The organism is Aurantivibrio plasticivorans, from assembly GCF_055392955.1.
The window spans coordinates 3,742,544-3,755,915 of sequence record NZ_AP036020.1 but is presented as its reverse complement, the minus strand read 5'-3'; the positions used below and the strand labels follow the sequence as shown (position 1 = coordinate 3,755,915).

The following is a 13,372-nucleotide window of genomic DNA, read 5'->3' as shown; positions in this document are numbered from 1 at the left end:
ATGAGTAAGAAAGCAAATCAAGCAAAACCTGAGTGGGTGTTTGGTATTCATTCAGTACATACATTATTAAAGACAGCGGCAACTCGAGTTCAAGTGCTGTATGTTTCGCAGGGGCGTCGCGACCAAAAGCTGCAAAAGTTAATTGCGCTGGCAGAAAAGCAGGGTGTCGATGTTAGTGCTGCGTCTAAAGATCAGTTGGATAAGTGGGTAGATGGAAATCACCAGGGTGTGGTCGCGCAGTGCACACCTGGTGAGGTTTATGATGAAAAGTATTTGTTATCCATGTTGGATGATTTATCCGAACCTGCCTTTTTGCTGGTGTTAGACGGCGTAACTGATCCACATAACTTGGGTGCTTGTTTGCGTACTGCTGACGCCGCTGGCGTGCATGCGGTTATTGCGCCGAAAGATAATTCCGCCAGTATCAATCCGACTGTGCGTAAGGTGGCTAGTGGTGCGGCCGAATTGGTGCCCTATATTTCCGTAACAAACCTCTCTCGTACCTTAAAGGCCATTCAAGACAAAGGTGTATGGGTTGTTGGCAGTGCAGGTGAGGCCACCCAGTCGCTTTACCAGACTGATTTAAAAGGCCCGCTGGCGATTGTGATGGGTGCAGAAGGTGAAGGTATGCGCCGGCTCACGCGAGAAGGCTGCGACTTTATTGCCAGCATTCCTATGCAGGGTGGAGTTAGCAGTCTCAATGTCTCGGTTGCTGTGGGTGTCTGCTTATTTGAGGCCTTGCGGCAGCGAGGTGCCGAGTAGGCTTTTCTGTTGACGTTTTTCTAGCCAAATTGCTTGCAATGCCCCCCCTAACTCCATAGAATACGCGGCCCCGCTGGCCACAGGTCTATTTATAGATTGGAAGTTGGTCGGCTCTCCTTGCTTCACTGCGACGCCACAATGCGTTTAGCGGGAAGCTTTAACCCGTAAGGAGCTTCAATGCGTCACTACGAAATCGTGTTTCTGGTCCACCCTGACCAGAGCGAGCAAGTGCCCGGTATGATCGAGCGCTATTCTTCGGCAATCACTTCTACTGGTGGTCAGGTTCACCGTCTAGAAGATTGGGGCCGTCGTCAACTTGCTTATTCAATCAACAAAATCCATAAAGCTCACTACATTCTTATGAACGTTGAATGTACCGAAGAAGCTTTGGAAGAACTCACTACTAACTTCCGTTATAACGACGCCGTACTGCGTAACATGGTTATGCGTATGGACGAAGCGGTTACTGAGCAGTCTCCTATCGCGAAAGCAGAGAAAGAGAACCGTGAACGTAAGAGCCGTACAGAGCGTCGCGAAGAGCCTTCTGAAAATACTGCCGAAAGCAGCAGCGACTCAGAAGCAACAGCGGACACATCCGATAACACTGAAGCTGAGCAAGGAGAATAATCATGGCTCGATTTTTCCGACGTCGTAAATTCTGCCGATTCACAGCTGAAGGTGTTAAGCAGATCGATTACAAAGATTTGGATACATTGAAAGCCTACGTTTCTGAAACTGGCAAAATTGTTCCAAGTCGTATTACGGGTACTAAAGCGAAGTATCAGCGCCAGCTTTCTAGTGCGATCAAGCGTGCTCGTTATTTGGCTTTGTTGCCCTATACAGATAGCCACGACCAGTAGGCATAACCACAACTAAAAGGCTGCTTAGCTAGCGGCCTTAACAGGTGAGGTAAGTCATGCGAGCCCTGGCTGAATTCGTGATGCGTGGGCGAGCACAAGCGGCGATAGTTGCGCTGTGTTGCTGGATTGTACCGTTTGTGGGTCCGGCAGTTGTTGCTCTCGTAACCCTACGTCGAGGCCTGCTAGACGGTTTTAGTGTCGCCATTTGGGCACTGTTACCGTGGATTGTATTCTCTCTGCTCGATTCAGCGCTAGTACCTTTGGCCTTCATCTATTTCTCCATCATCGTGGTGGTGATGGGTGGAGCGGAAGTGCTGAGGAATGTAAATTCCTGGCCGGCCGCTAGTATGGGCTTGGTAGTTTTAGCTGTTACCGCGAGTTTGGTTTTTGGTTCCAGTTTCGACCAGCAGAGCGCAGAGTTTGTCGCTGCGGTTAATGAAGAACTGAAACGTTATGCAGAGCAGAGTGGCATAGAGCCTGATGACCTGCAGACTATAACCATTTGGTTCGTCGCTGGCATGTTTGGCTTTGGCATCGTAGTCGATGCATTGCTTTCGCTGGTGTTGGCTCGTTGGTGGCAAGCATTGCTGTATAACCCCGGTGGTTTTCGCCAGGAGTTTTATAGCTTTCGGCTAAGCAAAACCCAGTCCCTTGTGGTTTTGGGGTTTGGAGCGTTGCTCATTGCACAAATGCAAACGGCGCCTTGGGGCTTTTTGGTAACTGTACCGTTGTTGATGGTAGCCAGTGCAGTTGCTCATAGCCTGGTAGCGAACCGACGACTGGGTACCCCATGGTTGGTTGGCTTTTACCTGTTATTGCTGTTCGAGCCGACGCGCCTAGTTGCGCTTTTGGTAGGGTTTTTTGATGCGTGGGTGGATTACCGTAGCCGCTTTAGTCGGCCGTCTACTCAATCGCGAGACTGAATGTATTTAAACCGCATCGTTGATGCGAATTTTGTGAGGAAAAACGATGGACGTTATCTTATTAGAAAAGCTTGGCCGTATCGGTCAAATTGGCGATAAAGTCGCTGTTAAAGCAGGCTTTGGTCGCAACTTCTTAATCCCGCAGGGTAAAGCTGTGCCTGCGACTGAAGCGAACATTAAAGAGTTTGAAGAGCGTCGTGCTGAACTTGAAGCAGCGGCAGCAGAGAAAGTTGCTGCAGCAGAGAAACGCGCTGATCAACTCTCGGGTGTAAGCGTAACCATCACTGCGAATGCAGGTGACGAAGGCAAGTTGTTTGGTTCTATCGGTACTAAAGACATTGCCGATGCCATCTCTTCTGCAGGCGTTGAAGTAGCGAAAGCTGAAGTGAAGCTGCCAGAAGGTACGTTGCGCGAAGTGGGTGAATACCAAATCGATCTGCAGTTGCACTCAGAAGTAACGACTTCTATTACCTTGACTGTTGTTGCAGAGTAAGGGCTAGCAGTAAGTTCTACTGCCAGCTCAGCCTCAGGCATCTATCGGGGTCTCATTTGGGATAAGCTCGATGGGTGTGGCGCTAAGTGCTTCGAGCGCTTGAAGAGATTCAGCAGTCGACATCCATCGGTCGCTGTTGATCATCGATTGCTTCTTGGAGCATGTATCGCCGCCAGCTAGGCAAGAGCGAGTGAATAATAGAGCGGGTGCTGTGTTGTGCAATTAGCGCAACGGAGCGCTCGCTTTTTTATTTGTCGGTTACCGCGGTCACCTGTATCCAAATCCGGTTAAGTGGGTGTCATTGATTGTATGAAAAGGCGGTAGGATTGATTAGTATTAGCTGTTCTGTGCCACCTATAAGTCTAATGATTCTGTCTTCACTATGGCCCTAGATTTACCCGAAGAATACCCGCTCGAATACCTCGAGCCTGCTGACTTGCTAGATGCCATGCAAAGTGGAGATAGTGAGCGCTCGCTGCCACATTTCATTGAGGCAGAGCAATCCGTGCTCGGTGGGTTAATGCTCGACAATCAGCGCTTCGATGCGGTCGCTGAGTTGGTCAATGAAGAAGACTTTTATCAAGACAGCCACCGTCAAATCTTTAAGGTGATGGGTGAGCTGGCTGCTGAATCACACCCGTTAGATGTTATTACACTGTCTGAGACACTCTCTCGGCATGGTGAGTTAGAGCGGGTCGGTGGTATTGCCTACCTCACGGAAATGGCGCAACAAACGCCTAGCGCAGCAAACATCACCACCTACGCCAAGATTGTTCGCGATCACGCCACCGTCAGGAAGCTGATTTCTGTCGCCAATGAAATCAGCCGGTCTTCGATGAACCCAGCGGGGTTGGATTCGGATGATTTGTTACAGTTGGCTGAGCGGCGTGTTGCCGAAATTGCAGAGAACCGCCCGAAAGAGGGCGGTTTTATGGGCGTTAATGATCTTCTCAAAGGTTCGGTTGACCGCATTAGTGAGCTATTTGACTCCGATGAGGCTATCACCGGATTGGCAACAGGCTTAACCGACCTCGACGAGAAAACCTCCGGCTGGCAAAACGGTGAGCTCATTATCCTTGCGGCGCGCCCGTCGATGGGTAAAACAGCGCTAGCGCTAAATTTTGTTGAGCATGCCATTTTGCATCAGGATAATCCGGTACTGGTATTCAGTATGGAGATGCCCTCCCAGTCCTTGGTCATGCGGATGCTGTCGTCCATTGGGCGTATTAATGCGGGCAAGATCCGCAACGGTAAGTTGACCGAGGAAGATTGGCCAAAGCTGTCTGCTGCGGTCGGAAAAATGAAAGATCGCCCACTCTTTATTGATGACACACCAGGCTTAACGCCTCAGGATGTCAAAGCACGAACTCGCCGAATCGCTCGTGAGCACGGTAGTCCTGCGCTGATCATGCTTGACTATATTCAGCTGATGCACACGGGCGGTACCAGCGACGGGCGTACCCAAGAGATCTCAGAAATTTCTCGCTCTCTCAAGGCGCTCGCTAAAGAATACGACTGCCCCGTAATTGCCCTGTCTCAGCTCAATCGTGGTGTAGAACAGCGTCCTAATAAGCGCCCAATGAACTCGGATCTGCGTGAGTCCGGGGCGATTGAGCAGGATGCGGATATCATCTTGTTCATCTACCGTGACGAGTACTACAACGAAGAGAGTCCGGAAAAAGGCATCGCCGAACTCATTGTCGGCAAGCAGCGAAATGGTGAAATTGGTACCATTCGAGCCGCCTTCGTTGGTCAGTTCACTCGTTTCGAAAACCTTGCGCCAGAATACTTTAGTCAGGATTTCTAGCGGCTAATCGGCGCGCCCGCGTTTTGACGCGCAAGATAAGGCTTCTATTAGACCTGTATAACGGCGCGTGTGTCTGATAGGGCTGTTGCTCGAACTCTTATGCGGGCGCTCGGACACCCTAGGGCTATTAGCACTCCCTCCTTATTTGGCCGCCTTATTGTTTGGCAGAAATCATGCTGAAAATGTAACCGTTACTTGTCGTCAAAACGTGTACATCGGTAACATCCTTGTGTATGATCGCCGGCCACGTTTTGTACAGCTTTGTGACTTTATATGCCATTTGAGTGCTAAAAGTTGAGGGTCACATCGCTTTCCTGCCGCGCAGGGGTAAACAGTATGCAGATATTCCATCACGTTGCTTCGGTTCGCGAGGCGCTTAATGCAGAGCGAGCAGCCGGTAAAACCATCGGCTTTGTGCCAACTATGGGGAATCTCCATCAAGCTCATATTGAGCTGGTTAAGATTGCTCAGCAGCAGTGCGACGTGGTTGTGGTGAGTATCTTCGTCAACCCACTACAGTTTGGTCTTAACGAAGACTGGGACAAATATCCACGTACTTATGAGGCGGACACAGCTAAACTCACCGAAGCCGGCTGTGATTACTTGTTCTACCCCGACGAAAAAGAGATTTACCCTAACGGCATGGCTGAGCAGACTCGAGTGGTTGTTCCGTCTATGACCGATGTGCTGTGTGGTGCTAGTCGGCCCGGGCATTTTGAAGGCGTCACGACTGTCGTTAGTAAGCTGTTCAACATTGTACAGCCGGACGAAGCGGTGTTTGGGATTAAAGACTTTCAGCAATTGGCGGTTATTCGTCGTATGGTTGAGGATCTCTGTATTCCAGTAAAAATTGTTGCTGGTGATATTTTCCGCGAAGATGATGGCTTGGCGATGAGCTCTCGCAATGGCTATATCACCGACGACGAGCGCCCCAAGGTGGGGGTGTTGTATCAAACACTGTGCTGGTTGCGGGATCGCATAGAGCAGGGTGAAAAAGATTTTATAGCTCTCGAACAAGAGGGTACGAAACGCATCGAACAGGCAGGCTTTCGAGTAGATTATCTGAGTATCAGCAACAGTAAAACACTGGAGCCGGCAGCTCACGATGACAATGACATTACGGTGCTCGGTGCGATGTTTACTGAGAGTGCTAGGCTGATAGACAACCTATCATTAACTTTACAATAGTCGGCGGAAACGCCAGGAAACGCGGTTGCATTGATGGCTAAAAAAGGCACAATAGCCGGCCTGCTGCGGCAACCCAAAGTGAAAGCGAGGTAGATATGTTATCCACTTTCTTAAAAGGCAAATTACATATGGCCAGCGTTACCCAAGCTGAGCTTTGGTACGACGGTTCCTGTGCGATTGATGCGGACCTCGTCAAGCTTGCTGGGCTGCGCGAGTTTGAGCAAATTGACATCTATAACGTCAATAATGGCGAACGTTTCACAACCTACGTCATTATCGCCGAAGCGGGATCAGGCACTATCTCCATGAATGGTGCAGCGGCGCGTAAGGTGCAAGTGGGCGATCGTGTGATTATCGCGGCGTACGGGCAGCTCAGCGAAGAACAAGCCCAAGACTTTAAGCCTAAATTGGTATATCTCAACGAAGATAATACGGTTGAGCGCACGGCAAACACCATTCCGGTTCAGCTCAAAGAAGTAAAATAACCCCACCAAAACGCCCCGCCCGGGGCGTTTTTGATTCCCCTTTTCGCAATTCTTACAACGCTTCACCATCTTCTTGACTTCTGATGCTCATCTAGACGGGCTACAATGGCTCAAAATTGATGGCTGACCCATTGATGCCAGTGTTTGAGTGCCAATAAGAATTAACAACGAATACACGATAGGGGTGAATGAATGTCGGATCTACCCAAGCTTCATCAAGTGCCACAGCAGTGGTCTTCCAGCGCGCATATCAACAAAGAGCGCTACCAACAAATGTACCAACAGTCCATCAGTGACCCTGAGACCTTTTGGGCTGAGCAAGCGAATAGCTTCCTGGATTGGAGTAAGCCGTTTACCAAGGTTCGTGAATTCGATTTAGACAAAGGCGAAGTGAGCTGGTTTAAAGAGGGTGAGCTGAATGTTACCTATAACTGTATTGACCGCCACTTACAGCAGAGGGGTGATCAAACTGCCATTATTTGGGAGGGAGACGATCCGTCCGAAGATAAAACCGTCACCTACGATGAGTTGCACACAGCAGTTTGTAAGCTTGCCAATGCACTGAAAGCACGGGGAGTTTCAAAAGGTGATCGTGTGTGTATCTACATGCCCATGATTCCGGAGGCTGCCTACGCGATGTTGGCTTGCGCGCGCTTGGGGGCAATCCACTCTGTTGTGTTTGGCGGCTTTTCACCGGAAGCGCTGAAAGATCGTATCCTTGATGCAGAATGTGAAGTCGTGATTACGGCTGATGAAGGTATTCGAGGAGGCAAGACGATTCCACTAAAAGCCAATGCGGATAAGGCGATGGCTCAGTGCGAATGTGTGCACACCTGTTTTGTGGTTAAGCGCACCGGAGGCAATATTGAATGGGATGCCGAGCGTGATATTTGGTATGAAGAGGCCATGATGGATGCGGCTGAAGTGTGCCCGCCCGAGCCAATGAACGCAGAAGATCCATTATTTATTCTTTATACATCAGGCTCAACGGGTAAGCCTAAAGGTGTGCTTCACACCACTGGCGGCTATTTACTGCAGGCGTCTATGACGCATAAATACACCTTCGATTATCACGAAGGGGATGTGTATTGGTGTACTGCGGATGTTGGTTGGGTGACAGGCCACACTTATATTGTTTATGGTCCGCTAGCAAATGGCGCAATTACATTAATGTTTGAAGGTGTGCCTAATTACCCTACGGCGGCGCGCTGTTGGCAAGTTGTCGACAAGCATCAAGTGAAACAATTTTATACCGCCCCGACGGCAATCCGTGCATTGATGGCAGCGGGCGACGAGTTTGTTAATGAAACCTCCCGTCAATCTTTGGTGTTGCTGGGTACGGTTGGGGAACCTATCAACCCAGAAGCCTGGGAGTGGTACTACAACGTAGTGGGAGAATCACGTTGTCCTATTGTCGATACCTGGTGGCAAACGGAAACCGGCGCTCACATGCTAACGCCTTTACCCGGGGCGACTGATTTAAAACCCGGCTCAGCAACCTTGCCTTTCTTTGGTGTCGAGCCTGTTATTTTGGATGGCGAAGGTAATGAGCTCAGTGGCGTTTGTGAAGGGAACCTTGCCATTAAGAGTGCGTGGCCGTCCCAGTTGCGCACCGTGTATGGTGATCATGAACGCTGCGTGCAAACGTACTATTCAACGTACAAAGGTTATTATTTTACGGGTGATGGCGCTAAACGCGACGAAGATGGTTACTACTGGATCACAGGTCGGGTGGACGATGTGCTTAACGTCAGTGGCCATCGAATGGGTACTGCTGAAGTCGAAAGTGCGCTTGTGTTGCATGATAAAGTGGCGGAAGCTGCCGTGGTAGGTTGTCCCCATGACATTAAAGGCCAGGGGATTTATGCCTACGTGACTTTAATGGCTGGAGAAAGTTTTACTGATACGCTGCAGCAAGAACTTATTGATTTATGTGTCAAAGAAATAGGCGCAATTGCTAAACCTGATTACATTCAGTGGGCACCCGGTTTGCCTAAAACGCGTTCAGGTAAAATTATGCGTCGTATTTTACGAAAAATCGCCGCTAACGAACTCGACAGTTTAGGTGATACGTCTACCTTAGCTGATCCGAGTGTAGTAGACGATTTAATTGAAAAGCGTTTAATTAAATAACGTTGTACGACGGATGGTTTTTGCTCGGCTGTTATGGCGAGTTAGTCGGTGCCGAGCTAAAACTATCCAAGTCAGGGATTTTCAGCATTTCTCGTTCGTAGGCGATATAGTTTTTTATCAGCCATTTGTCGTCTTGCTTTTGCCACTCCAATTGATAAGTCGATGAAAATTTAAATTGTCGCGGTGTTTCTGCAGAATAATTGTAAACCCCTTGTTCAATAATATTATTAGGGGTGGTCATTTCGATGCTTTTAACGGTTAGTGTCAACTTGGCATCGAGTTTTACCGCAAACACTAGTATCTCAATAATTTTATCGACCCCTTGCGTGGTTACACCGGCGACGGTGTAACTCCCATCCTTGTGGTAAAGCTCTGAAAGTTTTTTCGCATCACCTGAAGTGTAACTTTCGTAATAGGCTTGGCGGGCTGATTCGATGTTTGTGATGATGTCTGCCGATTCTTTGTCGCTCAATAAACTTTCAGAATACGTTGTTTGCAACTCCCGCTGGGTTGATGTGGCTTCTTGGGCGGTAACCGGAACCTCAATTAATGGTGTGGCGACTAGATACGCCAGCATTGCAAAAAATGTTGTAGCCTTGTTGCCAATGAATGATGGCGTACTATGTCGTTTATTGCTCACTTGAGTCGCTGGTGTCTTCGCTTGGTAGCCATGTTGGTTCATCTGCGTGGTATCTGTAAATTAGCCAGCGGCCATCTTCTTTGATCCATTTAATTCTATAAGTCGATGAAAACTCCATGGTGTAAGCAGAGGAGACCTTGTAGTCGTACTCTCCGTGTTCAACGATTAGTCCGTCTGCATCGACATCAAGAGATTCAACGCGCAGGTGAATTCGAGCGTCGAGCTTTAAAATATAGCTGAGCGTTTCTTTGATCTTTTCTTTGCCCCGGCTAGTGACGCTTGAAACAGTATGGTGCGCTTGTGGGTGGTAAAAACTGATAAGGCGTTCTAGGTCGGCATCTCGGTAGGCTTCAGATATCCCTAGTCGGGTGACTTTTAAGGATTCGTTGATTTGAATGAATTGATCTTCATCGGCAATTGAAAGCGATATGCGTCGGTTGGTATTGCCTTGCTCCGCAACGGAGGTTGTGTTGTTAGCGTCGGCGACAAAAGAAAGGGCTGGTATCAATGTGAATAGAGCAAAATATCTACCAAAGCGCGTACTGGTGTCGAGCATTGCTTTCTCCTAGGTCTTTTCTAAATCCTAGCACCGTTAATTTTTCCTGCCTGAAAACCTAGATCTGTCACGAATGATTATTAACCTTTCTTTACGTGAATGGGTGGGGTTTTGTGGTTATGGTGTTATAGTGATATATAACACCAGATAACAGGGGCTAGATTCGGTCTCTGCTTTTTCAATGATCTAAATGGTAACTCATGACACAGCTCGACGACTGGGATGACTCAAAGCCGATTTATCGGCAGCTACGTGACAAAGTCATCTCCCTCATTATTGATGGAAGCTTCGCGGAAGGTGAGGCGGTTCCGTCTGTTCGGCAGGTGTCTAGCGACTATCGAATTAACCACTTAACAGTCAGCAAAGCCTACCAAGAGCTAGTTGAAGACGGCCTATTAGAAGCCCGAAGAGGTTTAGGTATGTTTGTAAAGACAGGGGCGAAACGGCAATTGCTTGAAGCTCAACGTAAGCAATTTATTGAAAAAGAAATTCCCGAATTGTTAGCACGGCTTGCGCAACTGGGTCTCAGCAAAGCCGAGTTGGTAAGTTTGTTAAAGGATGAGGAAAGCAACAAGTGACTGATGCGCTGATAAAAGTACGTGGGCTAAGCAAGCGCTACGGCAAGAAAACCGTACTCAATAACCTTAATCTTGATATTTCGGCAGGGCGAATCGTTGGCTTGGTTGGCCACAATGGTGCGGGCAAAACGACGGCCTTGAAATGTTTACTGGGCCTAGCAACGTACGAAGGTGATATCAGTGTCGTTGGAATGTCGCCGCGAAAAGCTCGTTCAACATTAATGAATGAGGTGTGCTTTATTGCGGATACAGCAATCCTGCCCAAATGGATTACCGCGGCGAAAGCAATAAAGTTACTTGAGCAGATGCATCCACGCTTTATACCTTCTGTTGCATTAGACCTGCTGGGTAAAACAGATATTGACCCAGGCGAGCCTGTCTCAAAATTGTCGAAGGGTATGGTGACGCAACTACATCTAGCGCTTGTTATGGCTATTGATGTCCCATTGCTGGTATTAGATGAGCCGACGCTGGGTCTGGATATCGTCTATCGTCATCAATTCTATAAATCATTAATGGATGATTATTTCGATCAGCAGAAAACCATCATTCTAGCGACCCACCAGATTGAAGAAGTTACAAATTTACTAACGGATGTTGTGTTTTTAAAGCACGGTGAAATAGTGCTTCACCAAACGATAGATGAGATTGCTGAACGTTACTGCGAAGTATTAGTACCATCACTCAAACAAGAACAAGCTCGTGCATTTAGCCCTATATATGAACAGCCAGGCATGGGGCGTACAGCAATGCTATTTGAGAACGCTGATCGTGATTCTCTGCGGGAGTTTGGCGATCTCTGCGAGGCAAAAATTGACACCATTTTTCTGGCAAAGATGCAGTCTCAGTTAACCTAAATGGCAATAAAGATGATTAGAAATTTTACAGGCTATCAAGGGCTAATGTTGCGTGAATATTGGGAGAATAAGGGTATCACCCTTTGGTTGCCGTTAGTGCTGGCGGCGCTACTGGTGGCACAGAACGTCTTGGGGTTGGGTGTTCTTTTTATCAATGGTGGGATCGACCATGTCGTCGAGGTGATCGATCATTCAAAACAGTTGAGTCAAATGGATGGCGCTGAGCGCTCCGGTGAAATTACATTTCATGACCGCGGATGGAAGCTAAACAACAAAGAAGACAGTAGCTATTTTCTGCGTTTGAGTGATGCGCAGTTTGCTATGAGTAGTGGGCTTCATGTTATCAGTGTTGTTTTTATGGTGGTGGCCGCGTTGATAAGTGGGTTTTATCTTTTGCAATGTTTGTATTCAGATCGTAATGATCGCAGCGTGCTATTTTGGAAAAGCTTGCCTGTGGATGAAGTGGCAAACGTGCTGAGCAAATTACTGTACGGTATTTTGGTCATCCCGTTGGTGGTTTTCATATTTGCCGTGATAGCTGAGGTGTCTGGGTCTCTGACCCTTGCGTTGATCTACTCTGCTAGTGAGAACTATAGTTTTTGGGGAATGCTGGGTGAAATAAACCCTATTTCCATGGTGCTTAGACAGCTGCTGAGCATACTGATGTTTGCATTTAATGGTCTTCCGATTGCCGCGTGGTTGTTATTTTGTTCTGCTTTTTCTCGGCGTTTACCGATCGTTATGGCGCTAATTGTTCCGTTTGTTATTAGCGTGCTTGAGCACTTTTTATTGGGTGATAAATATATCGGCGCTTTTCTTGAGTATGTGTTTGATACCGGCCACCCTGTGCTTGAAGGTGTGTGGCGAGGGGAGTCTTTTAGTACGCTGCTCGCGTACTACGATGGTGTTCAAGTTGTCACGAGTATCTGCTTTTCAATGGTGCTACTAGCGGGCGCGGTTTGGTGTAGAAATAATCGGTTTGAAATTTAGAGAGGTTAATATGGATATTCAATTTACGAAACGTAAATTTCTTGAAAAGGGGTTGAGTGAACCCGCAGGCCCTTTCCGAACAGAGCTTGGTTATTTCTTATTTGTCGAGGCAGCCTGTTTTTATGGGGTTTTACCCCCTTTTACCATGCTCAACTCCATGTTGCGTGAGGGTAAAATTATCAGCACCAAAAATTATTTACTGGAGTGGCAGCCCTTTCGGATGACGCGTATTGACTATGAAGAACTCAAGTGGGCGATACAAGACAATCCCACATGGGGCGGGGAGGTTGATGATGGTTATCGTGGGAGCCGCAAGTATTGGTCTCGTTGGGCAATGCTGCGTACGCTTGATAAACAGTTCGTTTCTGCCTAAGAGCGTTCTTTATTCTTCCCATCGCGATGAGAGCTTCCCCCTCATCGTTGGTGGGTTTTTTGCGTTTTAGTATTTAGTGATTCATTGCTCTTCACGATATTTTTCTCCATGTTATAGTTAGTGCTTTAACTTCTTGTGCTTTAACGACATGACTGATGATGAAGATTTGTTCGCTCAGGCGATGGGCGATGTCAAACCATTACAAACCGCTAAGCGAGTATTGTTGGACAAGCGTGATAATAAGGACGCTGCATCTGGTCATCGTAGGCGCGCTGCGCAAACGCAGGTGTCTGTAGCCTCTGACTCGCTGTCAGGCGATTTCGTCGCACCGGTTGGTCCTCACGATATACTCGAGTTTAAGCGGCCTGGTATTCAGCACGGCGTTTATAGGAATCTTCGATTAGGAAAGTACGCAATAGATGCACGACTAGACCTGCATCGTATGAAAGTCGATGATGCTCGCGTTGCTGTGTCGGAGTTCATAAAAGATTGTGTTGCACACGATATTCGCTGTGCATTGATAACCCATGGTAAGGGTGAAAACCGTCAGCCTCAGCCCGCATTGCTCAAAAGTTGCGTTGCGCACTGGTTGCCACAGTTAGAGGCAGTCATGGCATTTCATAGTGCTCAAAAGCAACATGGTGGTGTGGGTGCCACTTATGTGTTGTTAAAGAAAAGCGAAAAAAAACGTCAGGAAAACTTCGAGCGCCATCAAAAGCGCCGTTAA

At 47.9% G+C, this 13,372-nt stretch carries 16 protein-coding genes; 14 read left to right on the top strand and 2 right to left on the bottom strand.

What is annotated here, in order from left to right; genetic code table 11:
* The 9 genes from rlmB to acs all read left to right on the top strand — a co-directional run bounded on the left by rlmB (position 1) and on the right by acs (position 8,651).
* Positions 1-762, top strand: a complete 762-nt coding sequence (gene rlmB, locus ACZ5NB_RS16820; RefSeq protein WP_464107604.1) for a 23S rRNA (guanosine(2251)-2'-O)-methyltransferase RlmB — start codon at positions 1-3, stop codon at positions 760-762.
* A gap of 177 nt (positions 763-939) precedes the next feature.
* Positions 940-1,389, top strand: a complete 450-nt coding sequence (rpsF, locus tag ACZ5NB_RS16815; protein ID WP_460233454.1) for a 30S ribosomal protein S6 — start codon at positions 940-942, stop codon at positions 1,387-1,389.
* Positions 1,390-1,391: 2 nt separating this feature from the next.
* Positions 1,392-1,622 carry a 30S ribosomal protein S18 gene (rpsR, locus tag ACZ5NB_RS16810; RefSeq protein ID WP_460233453.1) on the top strand — a complete coding sequence of 77 codons (231 nt, stop codon included), beginning with the start codon at positions 1,392-1,394 and terminating at the stop codon, positions 1,620-1,622.
* Between the two features lie 56 nt (positions 1,623-1,678).
* Positions 1,679-2,545, top strand: a complete 867-nt coding sequence (locus ACZ5NB_RS16805; RefSeq protein WP_464107603.1) for a YybS family protein — start codon at positions 1,679-1,681, stop codon at positions 2,543-2,545.
* A 46-nt stretch (positions 2,546-2,591) separates the two neighbouring features.
* Complete coding sequence (rplI, locus tag ACZ5NB_RS16800; protein WP_460233451.1) at positions 2,592-3,038, top strand: 50S ribosomal protein L9; 447 nt, start codon at positions 2,592-2,594, stop codon at positions 3,036-3,038.
* 448 nt (positions 3,039-3,486) lie between these two features.
* Positions 3,487-4,845, top strand: coding sequence for a replicative DNA helicase (gene dnaB / locus ACZ5NB_RS16795; RefSeq protein WP_464107947.1), 1,359 nt, complete (start codon positions 3,487-3,489; stop codon positions 4,843-4,845).
* Positions 4,846-5,181: 336 nt separating this feature from the next.
* Positions 5,182-6,033 (top strand): pantoate--beta-alanine ligase, encoded by an 852-nt coding sequence (gene panC / locus ACZ5NB_RS16790; RefSeq protein WP_464107602.1) that lies wholly within the window; start codon positions 5,182-5,184, stop codon positions 6,031-6,033.
* 95 nt (positions 6,034-6,128) lie between these two features.
* Positions 6,129-6,518: an aspartate 1-decarboxylase gene (panD, locus tag ACZ5NB_RS16785; RefSeq protein ID WP_464107601.1), complete on the top strand. Its 390-nt coding sequence runs from the start codon at positions 6,129-6,131 to the stop codon at positions 6,516-6,518.
* 192 nt (positions 6,519-6,710) lie between these two features.
* Complete coding sequence (gene acs, locus ACZ5NB_RS16780) at positions 6,711-8,651, top strand: acetate--CoA ligase (protein WP_464107600.1); 1,941 nt, start codon at positions 6,711-6,713, stop codon at positions 8,649-8,651.
* A 31-nt stretch (positions 8,652-8,682) separates the two neighbouring features.
* On the opposite strand, the gene ACZ5NB_RS16775 is transcribed toward acs, so the two are convergent.
* Positions 8,683-9,291 carry a nuclear transport factor 2 family protein gene (locus ACZ5NB_RS16775; RefSeq protein WP_464107599.1) on the bottom strand — a complete coding sequence of 203 codons (609 nt, stop codon included), beginning with the start codon at positions 9,289-9,291 and terminating at the stop codon, positions 8,683-8,685.
* The gene (locus ACZ5NB_RS16770; RefSeq protein ID WP_464107598.1) at positions 9,281-9,847 is read right to left on the bottom strand and encodes a YybH family protein; all 567 of its coding nucleotides are present in this window, start codon (positions 9,845-9,847) and stop codon (positions 9,281-9,283) included. Before ACZ5NB_RS16770 ends, ACZ5NB_RS16775 begins: the two co-directional genes overlap by 11 nt.
* A 200-nt stretch (positions 9,848-10,047) precedes the next feature.
* On the opposite strand from ACZ5NB_RS16770, the gene ACZ5NB_RS16765 reads away from it, so the two are divergent.
* From ACZ5NB_RS16765 to smrA, 5 genes are all read left to right on the top strand, one after another.
* Positions 10,048-10,425 (top strand): GntR family transcriptional regulator, encoded by a 378-nt coding sequence (locus ACZ5NB_RS16765; protein ID WP_464107597.1) that lies wholly within the window; start codon positions 10,048-10,050, stop codon positions 10,423-10,425.
* Positions 10,422-11,282, top strand: coding sequence for an ABC transporter ATP-binding protein (locus ACZ5NB_RS16760; RefSeq protein WP_464107596.1), 861 nt, complete (start codon positions 10,422-10,424; stop codon positions 11,280-11,282). Before ACZ5NB_RS16765 ends, ACZ5NB_RS16760 begins: the two co-directional genes overlap by 4 nt.
* A 12-nt stretch (positions 11,283-11,294) precedes the next feature.
* On the top strand, positions 11,295-12,272 hold the full coding sequence (locus ACZ5NB_RS16755; protein WP_464107595.1) for a hypothetical protein: 978 nt from the start codon (positions 11,295-11,297) through the stop codon (positions 12,270-12,272).
* A 10-nt stretch (positions 12,273-12,282) separates the two neighbouring features.
* The gene (locus ACZ5NB_RS16750; RefSeq protein WP_464107594.1) at positions 12,283-12,645 is read left to right on the top strand and encodes a hypothetical protein; all 363 of its coding nucleotides are present in this window, start codon (positions 12,283-12,285) and stop codon (positions 12,643-12,645) included.
* Positions 12,646-12,793: 148 nt separating this feature from the next.
* Positions 12,794-13,372 carry a DNA endonuclease SmrA gene (gene smrA, locus ACZ5NB_RS16745; RefSeq protein ID WP_464107593.1) on the top strand — a complete coding sequence of 193 codons (579 nt, stop codon included), beginning with the start codon at positions 12,794-12,796 and terminating at the stop codon, positions 13,370-13,372.